Source organism: Micromonospora haikouensis (assembly GCF_900091595.1).
Lineage (GTDB): Bacteria > Actinomycetota > Actinomycetes > Mycobacteriales > Micromonosporaceae > Micromonospora > Micromonospora haikouensis.
In genome coordinates, this window is record NZ_FMCW01000002.1 from 148,873 (window position 1) to 164,544 (window position 15,672).

A 15,672-nucleotide genomic window follows, 5' to 3' on the forward strand; every position below is an offset into this window, starting at 1 on the left:
GTGCAGAGCAAAGGGGACAGTGGGTCTCTGGCGGGGCGGGCAGGTCGACACGCAGCGTGAGGCCCCGGCTCGGCCCCCTCGCCGCGCCCGTGTTCACCCACGGTGAGGTAGCGGCTGGCGGACCGTGTCCCTTTGGTGGCGGGTCGGTGGCCGGCTGACGGTTTCGTCCGCACCTTTCCCAGATCAACTACTTGCTTTTGTTCGAACGGACGAAAGTTGTGGTCAGATCGGCCGAAGCTCTGGACAGCAGCTGCAGAACGCTTCTACTGTGTCGCACACAACACGTCGCGATTTCGTCGATGTGAACGACTCCGATGCGGAGGTGAGTTGCCGGTGCGAACGGTGGAGCCCCTGCACCTGCGGCTGTTGCGATTGCTCCGCGACGAGGGAGCTGTCTCCCGGGCGGAGCTGGGCGACCGGCTGGAGATGCCGCGTCCCCGGCTGCTCGCCGAGCTGGAACGGCTGGTGGACCTCGGCTACGTCGCCGAGGCCGGCCTCGCGGCGTCGCGGGGCGGGCGCCGGTCGACCCTGGTCGAGCTCAACCCGCAGCTGCGCTTCGCGGCGGTCGACCTCGGCGCGAGCTCGATCGACGTCGAGGTGGTCAACGGGCGGCTGGAGCCGGTCGCCGCGTACGCGGAGCCGGCCGACATCCGCAACGGTCCGAAGGTGACCCTCCAGCGGGTGAACGAGCTGCTGCACAAGTTCCGGGTCGACGGGGCGTACGAGCGGCTGCACGCCGTGGGCATCGGCGTCCCCGGGCCCGTGAGCTTCCGCGACGGCGTGCCGGTCTCGCCGCCGATCATGCCCGGCTGGGACCGCTTCCCCGTCCGCGAGCTGCTGACCCGCGAGCACGGCTGCCCCGCGGTGGTCGACAACGACGTCAACATCATGGCGATCGGCGAGCGGCACGGCGGCGTCGCCCACTCGGTGGACGACTTCCTGTTCGTCAAGATCGGCACCGGTATCGGGTGCGGGATCTACCTCAGCGGCGAGGTCTACCGGGGCACCGACGGCTGCGCCGGGGACATCGGCCACATCCAGGTCGACACGCACGGGCCGACGTGCTCCTGCGGCAACGCCGGCTGCCTGGAGGCGCTGTTCAGCGGGGCCGCCCTGGCCCGCGACGCGAACGCCGCCGCGCGCAACGGCTCCTCGCCGGCCCTGGCCGAGCGACTGTCCACCCGGGGCACCGTCACGGCGGAGGACGTCGCCGAGGGCGCCATCGAGGGCGACGTGGTCTGCATCCAGCTCATCCGCGACGGCGGCCGGCGGGTCGGCGGCGTGCTGGCCGGGCTGGTCAGCTTCACCAACCCGTCGATGATCGTGATCGGCGGCGGGCTGGCCAGGCTGGGCCACATCCTGCTCGCCGAGATCCGCAGCGTGGTCTACCGCCGGTCGCTGCCGCTGGCCACCGGCAACCTGCCGGTCGTCCTGTCCGAGCTGGGTGCGCGCGCCGGGGTGGCCGGCGCCGCCGTGCTCGCCAGCGATGTGGCCTTCGGGGAGGCGTCATGAGCCAGGACGACAACGCGGCCCCGCTGGTCGAGGCCCCCGCCGACACCGTGGCCGGTGAGGTGGTGCTGCGGCTGACCGACGTGGTGAAGACCTTCCCCGGCGTACGGGCGCTGGGCGGGGTGCAGCTCGAGGTGCGGGCCGGCGAGGTGCACTGCCTGCTCGGCCAGAACGGCGCCGGCAAGTCCACCCTGATCAAGGTCCTCGCCGGGGTGCACCGCCCCGACTCGGGCGAGGTGCAGTGGCGGGGCCAGCCGGTCGAGTTCGCCAACCCGCAGGCCGCCATGCGCGCCGGCATCGCCACGATCTACCAGGAACTCGACCTGGTCGACGACCTGTCGGTCGCCGAGAACGCGTTCCTCGGCCACGAGCCGCGCCGGGGCGGTTTCGTCCGCCGCGGCCACATGGCCCGCCGGACCCGGGAGATCCTGGGCCGGCTCGGCCACGGCGAGATCCCGCCGGGCCGGATGGTGCGGGCGCTGCCGGCGGCCGGCAAGCAGATCGTCAGCATGGCCCGGGCGCTCTCCCACGAGGCCCGACTGATCATCATGGACGAGCCGAGCGCGGTGCTGGCCCACGACGAGGTGGGCAACCTGTTCCGGATCATCCGTGAGCTGACCGCGCAGGGCATCGCCGTCATCTACATCTCCCACCGCATGGAGGAGATCCGCGAGATCGGCGACCGGGTGACCGTACTCAAGGACGGCCGGACCACGGCGGCGAACCTGCCGGCGCGCGACACCCCGACCAGCGAGCTGGTTGCGAAGATGACGGGCCGCAACATCGAGTACGTCTTCCCGGACCGTCCCGCCGACACCGGCGCCGGCGCGGAGCTGCTCCAGGTCGACGGGCTGACCCGGGCCGGGGAGTTCGCCGACGTGTCGCTGCGCGTGCGGGCCGGCGAGATCGTCGGCATCGCGGGGCTGGTCGGCTCCGGCCGTTCCGAGCTGCTGGAGACCATCTACGGCGCCCGCCGCGCGGACGCCGGCGCGGTCCGGATGGGCGGGCGCGCGCTGCGCCCGGGCAGCGTCGGCGCGGCGGTACGGGCCGGCATGGGGATGGCCCCCGAGGAGCGCAAGAGTCAGGCGCTGCTGCTCGGCGAGCCGATCTTCCGCAACGTCACGCTGGCCACGTTCGGCCGGTTCGCCCGCCTCGGCTTCACCGACGCCGGGCGGGAGCGGGCCGAGGCGGAGGGGGTCGCCGACTCCCTGGAGCTGCGTCCCCGCGACGTGCGCCGGCCGGTGCGCACCCTCTCCGGCGGCAACCAGCAGAAGGTCGTGGTCGGGCGCTGGCTGCTCGGCGGCACGAAGCTGCTGCTGCTCGACGAGCCCACCCGCGGCGTCGACGTCGGCGCCCGGGCGGAGCTGTACCAGGTGATCCGGGGGCTGGCCGCCCAGGGCGTCGGGGTGCTGCTGGTCTCCAGCGAGGTGCCCGAGGTGCTCGGCCTGGCCGATCGGGTGCTGGTGATGCGCGAGGGCCGGATGGTGCGCGAGGCGCCCGCCGGTGAACTGGACGAAGACACGGTGCTCGACCTCGTCATGGCGGGGTCGCTGATGGAAGGCGCACCAGCATGACCGATAGCACACCCACCGCCACACCGGAGCGGCCGGCGGAGCTGCCGGCCCAGTCCCCGCCCGTGGACCCCGCCGCGACTTCGGCGGCCGCCAAGAGCCCCGGTCATCACGGGGCCGCCCCGGCCACCGGCCGGCTCTCCTTCTGGCGCGGCGACAGCGGCGAGGGCGCCCGGCGCAACCTCGGCCTGATCGGCGTCCTCGTCGTGCTGGTCGTGATCGGCATCGCCACCCGCCCCGACCTGTACGGCAACTCGAGCTGGGTGTGGGACAACATCCTCACCATCCTCAAGCTCGCGTCCGTGGTCGGCGTGGTCACCGTCGGCATGACGTTCGTGATCATCGGCGGCGGGATCGACCTGTCGGTCGGCGCGATCGTGGCGTTGGCCGGGGTGTGGGCCACCACGCTGGCCACCCAGAGCTACGGCGCGGGCGGCATGATCTTCACGGCGCTCGCCGTCGGGCTGGGCGTCGGCCTGGTCAACGGCCTGCTCGTCTCGTACGGGAAGCTGGTGCCGTTCATCGCCACCCTGGCCATGATGGTGGCCGCCCGGGGCCTGGCCGCGGAGATCTCCGACAAGCAGACCCAGGTGTCGGGCAACAGTGTGATCAACGGGATCGCCAGCACCAGCCCGCTCGGCATCCCCCTGCTGGTCTACATCCTCGCCGCCGTGGTGATCGCCGGCTGGGTGCTGCTCAACCGGACGACGTTCGGCCGGCGCACCGTCGCCGTCGGCGGCAACCCGGAGGCGGCCCGGCTCGCCGGCATCAACGTGCGGCGGCACACCGTGCTGCTCTACGCGCTCTCCGGCCTCTGCTGCGGCATCGCCGCGATCATGCTGACCGCGCAGGCCAACTCCGCCCAGGCGGCGATGGCGAACCTCTACGAGCTGGACGCGATCGCCGCCGCGATCATCGGCGGCACGCTGCTCAGCGGCGGGCGGGGGACCATCGTCGGCTCCCTGCTCGGGGTGATCATCTTCTCCACCATCACCAACCTCTTCGCCATCAACGGCCTCTCCACCGAGGCCCAGAACATGGTCAAGGGCGGGATCATCGTGGCCGCCGTCCTGATCCAGCAGTTCCAGTTCCGCAGCTTCACCCAGTTCCTCGGCCGCAACCGCCTCACCACCACCTGATCCACCCGCACCACCACCCGAGGCACCACACCGCCCAGCACATCCGGCGACCGTCGCACCGACGGTGGCTCGGCGCACCACACCCTTCTTCCGCCCACCACCCTCTTCCAGGAGGTCGTCATGACCCAGCACAGTCGGGACCTGTCCCGTCGGCGGCTGCTGTTCGGCGGGGCCGCGCTCGGCGCGGGCGCGCTGCTCACCGCGTGCACCAGCAACGAGGCGGCGCCCACCGCGGCGCAGACCAAGGTGGCCGAGGCCGCCGCCGGCGGCAACAGCACCCCGGGCAAGCAGGTGACCATCGGCTTCTCCGCCCCGGCCGCCGACCACGGCTGGATCGCCGCCATCACCAACAACGCGAAGGCGCAGGCCGGCGCGTACTCCGACGTGAAGTTCACGTCGGTCGAGGCCGGCGCGGACGCGGCGGCCCAGCGCGCGGCGCTGTCCACCCTGGTCGCCCAGAAGCCGGACGTCATCGTGCTGCTGCCGCACGACGGCAAGGAGCTCAACGCCTTCGGCCTGGAGGCCATGAAGGCCGGCATCCCCGTGGTCAACCTGGACCGGGCCTTCCCGGACGCCCGGGCCTACCGGCTCCAGATCAAGGGCGACAACTACGGCATGGGGGTGGCCGCGGCCACCTTCATCGCCGAGCAGCTCAAGGCGAAGGGGGTGAGCGCCCCGGTCATCGGCGAGATCGCAGGTATGGACGAGTTGGAGCTCACCCAGGAGCGCTCGAAGGGCTTTGCCGACACCCTCGCCTCCTACGGGCTGAAGGTGGCCAATCGTCGAGCGGCCCGGTTCACGGCGGATTCCGGCCAGCAGGAGGCCACCGGGCTGCTCCAGGCGCTGCCGAAGATCGACGCGATCTGGAACCACGACGACGACCAGGGCATCGGGGTGCTCGCCGCCGTCAACCAGGCCAACCGCAAGGAATTCTTCATGGTCGGCGGCGCCGGCTCGAAGAAGGCGATGGAGGACATCCAGGCCGACAACACGGTCCTGAAGGCCACCGTCACCTACAGCCCGTCGATGGCGTCCTCCGCGATCTCGCTCGCCCGGCTCATCGGCCAGGGCAAGGGCATGTCCGACCTGGTGGAGCTCCAGGTGCCCAAGGAGATCGTGCTGGCTTCCGAGACGATCACCAAGGAGAACGCGAGCAACTACCTCAAGCTCGGGTTCTGACACACGGGGGGAGACCCACCTTGTCCACTCACCACAGTCAACTGCGGGTCGGCATGGTCGGCTACGCGTTCATGGGCGCCGCGCACTCACAGGCGTGGCGCACCGTGAACCGGGTGTACGACCTGCCGGCGCAGGTGCGGATGGCGCTGGTCTGCGGCCGGGACACCGGAAAGGTGGCCGAGGCCGCCGACCGGCTCGGCTGGGAGGCGCACACCACGGATTGGCGTCGCCTCGTCGAGTCCGACGAGATCGACGTGGTCGACATCTGCACACCGGGGGACAGCCACGCCGAGATCGCGCTGGCCGCGCTGGCCGCCGGCAAGCACGTGCTCTGCGAGAAGCCGCTGGCCAACACGGTCGCCGAGGCCCGCGAGATGGCCGCCGCGGCGGTCGCCGCGCAGGCGGCGGGGGTCCGGTCCATGTGCGGCTTCACCTACCGCCGGGTCCCGGCGGTCACCCTGATGCGTCAGATGGTCGCCGAGGGAAGACTGGGCACCATCCGCCACGTCCGGGCGGCGTACCTCCAGGACTGGATCGTCGACCCGCAGTTCCCGCTGGTCTGGCGGTTGCAGAAGGACAAGGCGGGCTCCGGCGCGCTGGGTGACATCGGTGCGCACATCATCGACATGACCCAGTACGTCACGGGCCAGCGGATCACCGGGGTCAGTGCGATCACCGAGACGTTCGTCAAGCAGCGTCCGTTGCCGGCGGAGTACAGCGGCCTGGCCGCGCAGGCCGCCGGCAACGGCGCGGCCGACGGGCAGGGCCCGGACCTGGGACCGGTCACCGTGGACGACGCGGCGGTCTTCGTGGCCCGGCTCGATGACGGCGCGCTGGCCACGTACGAGGCGAGCCGCTTCGCCACCGGCCGTAAGAACGCGCTGCGGGTGGAGATCAACGGCTCGCTGGGCACCCTGGTCTTCGACCTGGAACGCCTCAACGAGCTGGAGTTCTACGACGCGACGCGACCCGCCGCCGAGCAGGGCTTCACCCGCATCCTGGTGACGGAGGCCGAGCACCCGTACATGTCGGCGTGGTGGCCGCCGGGCCACATCATCGGCTACGAGCACAGCTTCACCCACCAGGCGCGCGATCTCGTGGAGGCGATCGCCACCGGCGTCGACCCCGCGCCGTCGTTCGTCGACGGGTTGCAGGTCCAGCTCGTGCTGGACGCGGTGACCCGCTCGGCGGAGCTGGGCTCCACCTGGACCCACGTGGCGCCGGCGTTGGAGGCGGTCGCCGCCTGACCGGACGGCGGTGCGGCCCCGTGCCACACCGCCCGACCAGAGGCTTTCCGGACCGGCCGGCGAGGGACCCGCCGCGGTTGCGCCCCGCGGCGGGACGGGGTCGGCTCCGGAAGGCGTGCGACGGCGGGCATCCGCCCGGCGCGCACGACAGCACGACGGCACCTCCGGTGCGGCCGGACCGGGATTCCCCGGTCGCGCCGGAGGGCCGAGCACCACGCACCACGCACTGCGGGGGAGACAGGGACGGGACGCCGACCGACCCTGCCTGCCAGCCTCGTCCGCCGCCCGATCCGGCGAACCCACCCGGCACCGTTGTCGCCGCTTTCGGCGCCGGACGTGGGGAGTCGGGCCGGGCGGCCGGGCGGGGCGCATAATATCGACGTTGATCTATGCTGGAGCCACTGGCGGAAGGAGCACCATGCGTACGGGTGTCTGGCTGGTGGGGGCGCGCGGCTCGGTCGCGACCACCAGCATCGTCGGGGCGCTCGCCCTGCGGGCCGGGTTGACCGGCCCGACCGGCTGCGTCACCGAGCTGTCCGAGCTGCGGGGCCCCGCGTGGCCCTCGTTCGCCGACCTCGTGTTCGGCGGTCACGACGTGGCCGCCACCCCGCTGGCCAAGCGGGCCGAGTCCCTGGCCGACGCCGGGGTGGTCCCGGCCCGACTGGTCGCCGCGCTCGGCGAGGAACTGGCCGCCGTCGACGACGACGTGCGCCCCGCCCCGGTGGACGGGACCCAGGCCGACCGGGCCGCCGCCGTCGTCGCCGACCTTGCCGCGTTCCGCGAGCGGCACGGGCTGGACCGGGTGGTGGTGGTCAACGTGTCGGCCACCGAGCCGGCCGCCCGCCCGCACCCCGCGCACGCCGACCCCGACGCCCTGGCCGCCGCGCTCGCCGCCGGCGAGGAGGTGCTGCCGCCCAGCTCGCTGTACGCGTACGCGGCGTTCACCGCCGGCTGCCCCTACGTGGACTTCACCCCGTCGACCGGGGCCCGGCTGCCGGCCCTCGCGGCGCTGGCCGCCCGGCACGCCGTGCCGTACGCGGGGCACGACGGCAAGACCGGGGAGACCCTGCTCAAGTCGGTGCTCGCCCCGATGTTCGCGATGCGGCACCTCGCGGTGCGCTCCTGGTCCGGCACGAACCTGCTCGGCGGTGGCGACGGCGCGACCCTGGCCCAGCCGGACGCCAACGCCGCCAAGGTCGCCAGCAAGCAGCGCGTCCTCGGCGAGATCCTCGGGTACGTCCCGCAGGGCGACACCCGCATCGACTACGTCGAGGAACTGGGCGACTTCAAGACCGCCTGGGATCTGATCACCTTCGCCGGCTTCCTCGGCACCGGCATGCGGCTGGAGTTCACCTGGCACGGCTGCGACTCCGCGCTGGCCGCCCCGCTCGTGCTCGACCTGGCCCGGATCACCGCCGCCGCGCACGCCGCCGGCCGGCACGGGCCCCTGACCGACCTCGCGTTCTTCTTCAAGGACCCGCTCGGCCCCGCCGACTGCGTGCCGGAGGCGGGTGCGACCGCCGACCGGGCCCCCAGCCACGCGCTGGGCGAGCAGTGGGTCCGGCTGGCCGCGTTCGCCGCCGACCTGCACGCCGGGGCCGGCACACCGCCGGCCGGCGGTGCCGCGTGAGCACCCTCGCCGACCTGGCCGAGCTGGTCCGCGCCCCGGCCGGGCTCTCCGTGCCGGGCGACGTGCTGGCCGGCGCGGCGGCGGCCGGCGCGCTCGGCCGGCGTACGCCCGGCCTGGCCGCCGCGTCGGTGCTGCTGTACTGGGCCGGGATGGCCGCCAACGACTGGGCCGACCGGGGGCTCGACGCGGTCGAGCGCCCGGAGCGCCCGATCCCCAGCGGCCGGGTCAGCCCGCCCGCCGCGCTCGGCGTCGCCGCCGGCCTGACCGCCGCCGGGGTGGCCCTGGCCGCCGTGGCGGGCGGCCGGCGCGCCGCCGCCGTCGCCGTGCCGCTGGCCGCCGCCGTCTGGGCGTACGACCTGGCGGCGAAGAACACCGCCGCCGGCCCCGCCGTCATGGCGGCCTGCCGGGGGCTGGACGTGCTGCTCGGCGCGACCGGCGGCCGGCTGTCCCGGGCCGTGCCGGCGGCGGCCACCGTCGCCGCGCACACCTGGACGGTCACCGCCCTGTCCCGCCGCGAGGTCGGCGGGACCGACCGGGCCCTGCCCGGCGCGACCCTCGCCGGCACGGCCCTCGTCGCGGCCGCCGCCGTGGGCCCCCGCCCCGCCGCCGCCCCGGCGGCGCTCGCCGCCGGCTACCTCGCCCGCTACGGCGGGGCGCAGGTCCGGGTGCTCGCCGACGGTTCGGCCGGCCGGGTCCGGGCCGCCGTCGGCGCGGGCATCACCGGGCTGCCCGCGTTGCAGGGCGCGCTGACCGCCCGGGCCGGCGCGGGGCTGCTCGGCCTGGCGGTCGCCGCCGCCGCGCCGCTGGGCCGGCTGCTGGCCCGGAAGGTGTCCCCGACGTGACCGCCGACCCGCCGGCCGGCCCCGCCGCCGACCGACCCGCCCCCGCCCCCGCCGACCGCCCCGCCGCCCCGGCCGGGCCCGGCTCGCTGCGGTTCGGCTACGGCACGAACGGCTTCGCCAACCACCGGCTCGACGACGCGCTCGCCGTCATCGCCGACCTCGGCTACCGGGGGGTGGCGCTCACCCTCGACCACGACCACCTCGACCCGTTCGCCCCCGACCTGGCCCGCCGCACGGCCGCCGTGGCCCGCCGCCTCGACGCGCTCGGGCTCGCCGTGGTGGTCGAGACGGGGGCCCGGTTCCTGCTCGACCCGTGGCACAAGCACGCGCCGACCCTGCTGCACGACGACCCGGCCCGCCGCGTCGAGTTCCTCCGCCGGGCCGTCGCCGTCGGCGCCGACCTGGGCGCCGAGGCGGTCTCCTTCTGGGCCGGGGTGCGCCCCGCCGACGTCGCGCCGGCCGTCGCCTGGGACCGCCTCGTGGCCGGCTGCGCCACCGTCTGCGCGGCGGCCGACGCCGCCGGGGTGCGGCTCGGTTTCGAGCCGGAGCCCGGGATGCTCGTCGAGGACATCGCCGGCTGGCGGCGGCTGCACGACGCCCTGGGCCGTCCGGCGGCGTTCGGCCTCACCCTCGACATCGGACACTGCCGCTGCCTGGAGCCGGTCGACGTGCCCGACTGCGTCCGGTCCGTCGGCGCGCACCTGGTCAACGTGCAGATCGACGACATGCGCCGGGGCGTGCACGAGCACCTGGAGTTCGGCACCGGCGAGATCGACTTCCCGCCGGTGCTCGCCGCGCTCGCCGAGGTCGGCTACGCCGCGCTGGTCGCCGTGGAGCTGCCCCGGCACTCGCACGCCGCCCCGCAGGTGGCCGCCCGGTCGCTCGACTTCCTGCGGGCCGCCGCCGAGCGCGCCGTGGCCGCCGAACACGCCGTCGCCGCCGAGCGCGCCGTCGCGGGCCGTGCCGCCGCCGGGCCCGGCACACCGTCCGACCACCCCGGCGGCGGCTGAGCACCGTCCGCACCAGCTCGGAAGGGAGACCGGGATGACACCCGAACGACTACGCGCCGCCCTGCGGGGCGTACCGGACCCGGAGTGGCTGGACGCGGCGATCGAGCGCGTCGCGGCCGACCCGGCGACGGTCCCGCGGTTCTTCGCCGCCGCCGCCCGCCGCTGCGGCCGGGGCCCGCTGCCCGACGCCCCCGGCTGGACGGCCGACGAGGCGGCGCGGGCGCTGCTGCTGGCGGCGCTGCCCGCCGACCACGCCGGCCACGCCGCCGACGTCTACCGGCACGGCGACGCCGCCGAGAAGCTTGCCGTGCTGCGGGCCCTGCCGCTGCTGCCGATCGGCGCGGAGTGCGAGCCGCTGCTGCACGACGCGATCCGCACCAACGACACCCGGCTGATCGCCGCCGCCCTCGGCCCGTACTCCCGGCACCTCGACGCCGACGCCTGGCGGCAGGCCGTGCTCAAGTGCGTCTTCACCGGCGTGCCGCTGGCCGTGGTGCACGACCTCGACGCCCGCGCCGACGCCGGGCTGGCCGCCATGCTGGGCGGGTTCGCCGTCGAGCGGCGCGCCGCCGGCCGGGAGGTGCCGGCCGACGCCGCCGCCCTGCTCGACCGGCTCACCGCCGCCGGGAGCCCCACCGTGGGCCCTGCCGCAGGCCCCGCCGCGAGCCCGGTCGCGGACCCCGCCGTACCGTCCGACGCCCGGAAGGCGTGACCATGCGCATCTTCGACCCGCACATCCACATGACCTCCCGCACCACGGACGACTACGAGCGGATGGCCGCCGCCGGGGTCCGGGCGGTGGTCGAGCCGGCGTTCTGGCTGGGCCAGCCGCGCACCAGCCCGGACAGCTTCGCCGACTACTTCGACGCGATCATCGGGTGGGAGCCGTTCCGGGCCTCGCAGTTCGGCGTCCGGCACCACGCCACCATCGCGCTGAACCCGAAGGAGGCCAACGACCCCCGCTGCCGGCCGGTGCTCGACCTGCTGCCCCGCTACCTGGAGAAGGACGGCGTGGTGGCGGTCGGCGAGATCGGGTACGACTCGATGACCCCGGCCGAGGACGAGGCGTTCGCCGCCCAGCTCGCCCTGGCCGTCGACCACGGCCTGCCGGCCATGGTGCACACCCCGCACCGGGACAAGGCCCGGGGCGTCGAGCGCAGCCTCGCCGTGGTCGCCGAGTCCGGCATCGACCCGTGCCGGGTGGTCCTCGACCACCTCAACGAGGTGACCGCCGGCCTGGTCCGGGACTCCGGCTGCTGGCTGGGCTTCTCCATCTATCCCGACACCAAGATGTCGCCGCCGCGGATGGTGGAGCTGCTGCGGCTGTACGGCACCGAGCGGATGCTGGTCAACTCGGCCGCCGACTGGGGCCGGTCCGACCCGCTGCTGACCCGGGCCACGGGCGAGGCGATGCTGCTGGCCGGGTTCACCGCCGACGACGTCGACCGGGTGCTGTGGCGCAACCCGGTCGAGTTCTACGCCCAGTCCGGCCGGCTCGACCTGACCGGCGTCGACGACGCCGACGCCGATGCCCCGGGCGCGGCCGGCGGGCAGCCGGGGGCGGGCGGTGCCGGCAGTGCCGGCGGGGCCGCCTCGGCCGGCGGCACGTTCGCCGGCAACTCGATCCTGCGCGGCGGCAGCTGATGCGGCTGCGCCACGGCGGCGGCGAGACCGTGCACCTCGGCTACTGCACCAACGTGCACCCGGCCGAGGACCTCGCCGGCATCCTCGCCCAACTGGACACCTACGCCGTGCCGGTGCGCCGCGCCCTCGGCTCCGACCGCCTCGGGCTGGGGCTGTGGCTGGCCGTCCCGGTGGCCGCCGCGCTCGCCGCCGACGAGGGCCTGCGCCGCCGGCTGCGCGCCGAGCTGACCGCGCGCGGGCTGGAGGTGGTGACGCTCAACGGCTTCCCGTACGCGGCGTTCCAGGCCCCGGTGGTCAAGCACGCCGTCTACCACCCGGACTGGACGACGCCCGAGCGGCTCGCGTACACCCTGGACCTGGCCCGGGTGCTGGCCGACCTGCTGCCCGACGACGCGGCCCGGGGCTCGGTCTCCACCCTGCCGCTGGCCTGGCGCACCCCATGGGACGCCGACCGGGCCGACGCGGCACGGCGGCGGCTCGACGCGCTGGCCGCCGGGCTGGCCGGCATCGAGCGCGACACCGGCCGCACCGTGCGGGTCGGCTTCGAGCCGGAGCCGGGCTGCGTGGTGGAGTCCACCGGCCAGGCCGCCGCCCTGCTCGCCGGCACCGACCCGGCGCGGCTCGGCGTCTGCCTGGACCTGGCCCACCTGGCCTGCGCGTGGGAGGAGCCGGCCGCCGCCCTGGGCCGGCTCGCCGCCGCTGGGCTGCCGGTGGTGAAGGTGCAGGTGTCCGCCGCGATCGAGGCCCCGGCCGGCGCGGTGGAGGCGCTGCGCCCGTGGGTGGAGCCGCGCTTCCTGCACCAGACCCGCGCGGCCGGCTGCGGCCACGCCGCCGACCCGGCCGACCCGGTGTACGCCGCCGACGACCTCGACGCGGCCCTGGCCGCGTCGCTGCCCGGCGCGTGGCGGGTGCACTACCACGTGCCGCTGCACGCCCCGCCCGAGCCGCCGCTGACCGCGACCGTGCCGGTGCTGCGCGCCGCGCTGGCCGCGCTGTTCGCCGGCCCGGTCGCCGGGTGCGACCACCTCGACGTCGAGACGTACACCTGGGGGGTGCTGCCGGCGGCGCGGCGGCCCCGCGACGCGGCCGAGCTGGCCGCCGGGATCGCCGCCGAACTGGCCTTCGCCCGCGACGAGCTGGTCGCCGTGGGCCTCACATCACTTGGGACGGGGGTGCTGCGGTGAGCAAGCGACTGGTGGTGCTGGACGTGGTGGGCCTGACCCCACGCCTGCTGGCCCACATGCCCCGGCTGCGGTCGGTGGCCGACGGCGGCTTCACCGCCCCGCTCGGCACGGTGCTGCCGGCGGTCACCTGCGCGGTGCAGTCCACGTTCCTCACCGGTGAGCCGCCGACTGGGCACGGCATCGTCGGCAACGGCTGGTATTTCCGGGAGCTGGGCGAGGTGCTGCTCTGGCGGCAGCACAACGCCCTGGTCGGCGGGGAGAAGCTGTGGCAGGCCGCCCGGAAGGTCGAGCCGGGCTACACGGTGGCCAACGTGTGCTGGTGGTACGCCATGGGCGCGGACGTGGACTGGACGGTCACCCCCCGCCCGGTCTACTACGCCGACGGCCGCAAGGAGCCCGACTGCTACACCGACCCGCCCGAGCTGCACGACGAGCTGACCGCGAAGCTGGGCACGTTCCCGCTGTTCACGTACTGGGGGCCGGGGGCCGGGCTGCCGTCGTCGGCGTGGATCTGCCGGGCGGCCGAGCAGATCCTCGCCGACCACGCCCCCGACCTGACCCTGGTCTACGTCCCGCACCTCGACTACGACCTGCAGCGGTTCGGGCCGTCCTCGCCGCAGGCCGCCGCCGCGGCGGCGGAGCTGGACAAGGTGCTCGGCCCGCTGATCGACGCGGCCCGCGCCAAGGGCGCCACGGTGGTGGCCCTGTCCGAGTACGGCATCACCGACGTGGCCTGCCCGGTGGACGTCAACCGGCTGCTGCGCGCCGAGGGGCTGCTGCGGGTGTACACCCAGGACGGCATGGAGTACCTGGACCCGTGGACGTCGCGGGCGTTCGCCGTGGCCGACCACCAGATCGCCCACGTGTACGTCCGCGACCCGGCCGACGTGCCGGCGGTGGCGAAGCTCTGCGCGGGGCTGCCCGGGGTGGCCGAGGTGCTCGACGCCGACGGCCAGGCCGCGTACGGGCTGGCCCACCCGCGCAGCGGCGAGCTGGTGCTGGTGGCCGAGCCGGACGCCTGGTTCACGTACTACTACTGGCTCGACGACGCCCGCGCCCCCGACTTCGCCCGGCTCGTGGAGATCCACCGCAAGCCCGGGTACGACCCCGCCGAGTTGTTCTTCGACCCGGCCGCCCCGGGCGCGGCGAAGCGCCGGGCCGCGACCGCGCTCGCCCGTAAGAAGTTGGGTATGCGGTATCTGATGAGCGTGGTGGGGCTGGACGCCGGTGCGCGGGCGGTGCGCGGGTCGCACGGCCGGCTGCCGGCCGACCCGGCCGACGGTCCGGTGCTGCTCTGCTCCGACCCCGGCCCGGCCCGCGACGCGGTGGCGGCGACCGAGGTGAAGGCGCTGCTGCTGGAGCTGGCCGGCCTGACCCGTCACGGGTGAACCGGCCCCGCCACTGAACAGGGAGACACAACATGACGGTGACGGCCGCGCCCAGCGACGCGAGCGGCCTGCGCACCCGGGTCGACACCGAGCTGGCCGCCTTCCTCGAGCGGCAGGCTCCCGACTGGCCCGACGGCGCACCCCGGGGCATCTTCGCCGCTCTGCACCGGTTCGTCCTGGCCGGCGGCAAGCGGCTGCGCCCGCAGTTCTGCTACTGGGGCTGGCGGGGTGCCGGCGGGGAGGACGACGGCGGGGACGGCACCCCGATCCTGGTCGCCTCGGCGGCGCTGGAGCTGTTCCACGCCTTCGCGCTGATCCACGACGACATCCTCGACCACAGCGACCGGCGGCGGGGCGCGCCGTCGGTGCACCGCATCTTCGCCGACCTGCACACCCGCTCCGCGTGGCGGGGCGACCCGGAGGCGTACGGGCGCAACACCGCCCTGCTCTGCGGCGACCTCTGCGCCGCCTGGGCGGACCAGATGTTCCACGAGTGCGGGCTGCGCCGCGACGAGCTGCTGCGCGGGTACGCGGTGTTCGCGCTGATGCGCACCGAGGTGATCGCGGGGGAGTACCTGGACCTGGTCTCCGGGGTGGGCGACGGCTCGGTGGCCAGCGCGCTCACCGTGATCCGGCTCAAGGCGGCGCGCTACACGGTGACCCGGCCGTTGCAGATCGGCGCGGCCCTGGCCGGCGGGTCGCCGGAGCTGGCGGAGGCGCTGGCCGAGTTCGGCGACCCGGTCGGCGACGCCTTCCAGCTCCGCGACGACGTGCTGGGCGTCTTCGGCGACCCACAGGTCACCGGCAAGTCCGTCCTGGACGATCTGCGTGAGGGCAAGCCGACGGTGATGATGGCGCTGGCCCGGCAGTCGGCGGACCGGGCGCAGAGCGCCCGGCTGCGGGAGCTGTTCGGCAACGCCGACCTGGACGACGAGGGTGCCGCCGAGCTGCGGGCCATCATCGAGGCCACGGGCGCCCGGGACGAGATCGAGCGGATGATCCGGATGCGGGCCAACGCGGGCCTGCGTGCCCTGGCCGACGCGCCGCTCGCCCCCGCGGCCCGGGAGGCGCTCGCCGGGCTGGCCGCCCGGACCATCACCCGCACGGTCTGACGCCGCCGCCGGGCCGGCTGGTGCGGGCCCGGTGGTGCGGGCCCGTGGTGCGGGCCCGGCGGTGCGGGGCCAGCCCGCCGCCGGGCCGGCGGTGCTGCTCGGCAGCCCTTTCCTGCGGGCCGGCGGCGGGCGCACATTTTCGAAACATCCTCGACACAACCGCGCACATCGATTTATGTGAATGTGCTGCGAATCGGTTCGACGAGGTGTCTCCAGT

Annotated in this window: 13 protein-coding genes; all 13 read left to right on the forward strand. The window is 74.9% G+C overall.

Annotated elements, in window-relative coordinates:
• Positions 1 to 333: 333 nt before the first annotated feature.
• Entirely contained in the window at positions 334 to 1,512 is a 1,179-nt protein-coding gene (locus tag GA0070558_RS02385) for an ROK family protein (RefSeq protein ID WP_077938787.1), read from the forward strand.
• Positions 1,509 to 3,083: a sugar ABC transporter ATP-binding protein gene (locus GA0070558_RS02390; protein WP_091275068.1), complete on the forward strand. Its 1,575-nt coding sequence runs from the start codon at positions 1,509 to 1,511 to the stop codon at positions 3,081 to 3,083. The genes GA0070558_RS02385 and GA0070558_RS02390 overlap by 4 nt, the downstream gene beginning before the upstream one ends.
• Positions 3,080 to 4,219, forward strand: coding sequence for an ABC transporter permease (locus GA0070558_RS02395; RefSeq protein WP_091275071.1), 1,140 nt, complete (start codon positions 3,080 to 3,082; stop codon positions 4,217 to 4,219). The genes GA0070558_RS02390 and GA0070558_RS02395 overlap by 4 nt, the downstream gene beginning before the upstream one ends.
• Before the next feature lie 120 nt (positions 4,220 to 4,339).
• Positions 4,340 to 5,398 (forward strand): substrate-binding domain-containing protein, encoded by a 1,059-nt coding sequence (locus GA0070558_RS02400; RefSeq protein WP_091275074.1) that lies wholly within the window; start codon positions 4,340 to 4,342, stop codon positions 5,396 to 5,398.
• Between the two features lie 53 nt (positions 5,399 to 5,451).
• Positions 5,452 to 6,645, forward strand: coding sequence for a Gfo/Idh/MocA family protein (locus tag GA0070558_RS02405; RefSeq protein ID WP_176734079.1), 1,194 nt, complete (start codon positions 5,452 to 5,454; stop codon positions 6,643 to 6,645).
• Positions 6,646 to 7,063: 418 nt separating this feature from the next.
• The gene (locus GA0070558_RS02410) at positions 7,064 to 8,275 is read left to right on the forward strand and encodes an inositol-3-phosphate synthase (protein WP_091275077.1); all 1,212 of its coding nucleotides are present in this window, start codon (positions 7,064 to 7,066) and stop codon (positions 8,273 to 8,275) included.
• On the forward strand, positions 8,272 to 9,117 hold the full coding sequence (locus GA0070558_RS02415) for an SCO3242 family prenyltransferase (protein WP_091275080.1): 846 nt from the start codon (positions 8,272 to 8,274) through the stop codon (positions 9,115 to 9,117). The genes GA0070558_RS02410 and GA0070558_RS02415 overlap by 4 nt, the downstream gene beginning before the upstream one ends.
• Entirely contained in the window at positions 9,114 to 10,127 is a 1,014-nt protein-coding gene (locus tag GA0070558_RS02420) for a sugar phosphate isomerase/epimerase family protein (protein WP_091275084.1), read from the forward strand. Before GA0070558_RS02415 ends, GA0070558_RS02420 begins: the two co-directional genes overlap by 4 nt.
• Positions 10,128 to 10,161: 34 nt before the next feature.
• Entirely contained in the window at positions 10,162 to 10,839 is a 678-nt protein-coding gene (locus GA0070558_RS02425; RefSeq protein ID WP_176734067.1) for an EboA domain-containing protein, read from the forward strand.
• Positions 10,840 to 10,841: 2 nt separating this feature from the next.
• Complete coding sequence (locus GA0070558_RS02430; protein ID WP_091275586.1) at positions 10,842 to 11,771, forward strand: TatD family hydrolase; 930 nt, start codon at positions 10,842 to 10,844, stop codon at positions 11,769 to 11,771.
• A complete protein-coding gene (gene eboE / locus GA0070558_RS02435) occupies positions 11,771 to 12,955 on the forward strand; it encodes a metabolite traffic protein EboE (RefSeq protein ID WP_091275097.1) in 1,185 nt (394 codons plus the stop codon). Before GA0070558_RS02430 ends, eboE begins: the two co-directional genes overlap by 1 nt.
• Positions 12,952 to 14,343, forward strand: coding sequence for an alkaline phosphatase family protein (locus GA0070558_RS02440; RefSeq protein ID WP_091275101.1), 1,392 nt, complete (start codon positions 12,952 to 12,954; stop codon positions 14,341 to 14,343). The genes eboE and GA0070558_RS02440 overlap by 4 nt, the downstream gene beginning before the upstream one ends.
• 32 nt (positions 14,344 to 14,375) lie before the next feature.
• Positions 14,376 to 15,455, forward strand: coding sequence for a polyprenyl synthetase family protein (locus GA0070558_RS02445; protein WP_077938794.1), 1,080 nt, complete (start codon positions 14,376 to 14,378; stop codon positions 15,453 to 15,455).
• The last annotated feature ends 217 nt before the right edge of the window (positions 15,456 to 15,672 follow it).

What these genes read in the sequence shown, in the direction of transcription:
- GA0070558_RS02390 (WP_091275068.1), top strand. Translation starts at nt 1,509, where the DNA reads ATGAGCCAGGACGACAACGCGGCCCCGCTGGTCGAGGCCCCCGCCGAC.
- GA0070558_RS02395 (WP_091275071.1), top strand. Translation starts at nt 3,080, where the DNA reads ATGACCGATAGCACACCCACCGCCACACCGGAGCGGCCGGCGGAGCTG.
- GA0070558_RS02400 (WP_091275074.1), top strand. Translation starts at nt 4,340, where the DNA reads ATGACCCAGCACAGTCGGGACCTGTCCCGTCGGCGGCTGCTGTTCGGC.
- GA0070558_RS02405 (WP_176734079.1), top strand. Translation starts at nt 5,452, where the DNA reads ATGGTCGGCTACGCGTTCATGGGCGCCGCGCACTCACAGGCGTGGCGC.
- GA0070558_RS02410 (WP_091275077.1), top strand. Translation starts at nt 7,064, where the DNA reads ATGCGTACGGGTGTCTGGCTGGTGGGGGCGCGCGGCTCGGTCGCGACC.
- GA0070558_RS02425 (WP_176734067.1), top strand. Translation starts at nt 10,162, where the DNA reads ATGACACCCGAACGACTACGCGCCGCCCTGCGGGGCGTACCGGACCCG.
- GA0070558_RS02430 (WP_091275586.1), top strand. Translation starts at nt 10,842, where the DNA reads ATGCGCATCTTCGACCCGCACATCCACATGACCTCCCGCACCACGGAC.
- eboE (WP_091275097.1), top strand. Translation starts at nt 11,771, where the DNA reads ATGCGGCTGCGCCACGGCGGCGGCGAGACCGTGCACCTCGGCTACTGC.
- GA0070558_RS02445 (WP_077938794.1), top strand. Translation starts at nt 14,376, where the DNA reads ATGACGGTGACGGCCGCGCCCAGCGACGCGAGCGGCCTGCGCACCCGG.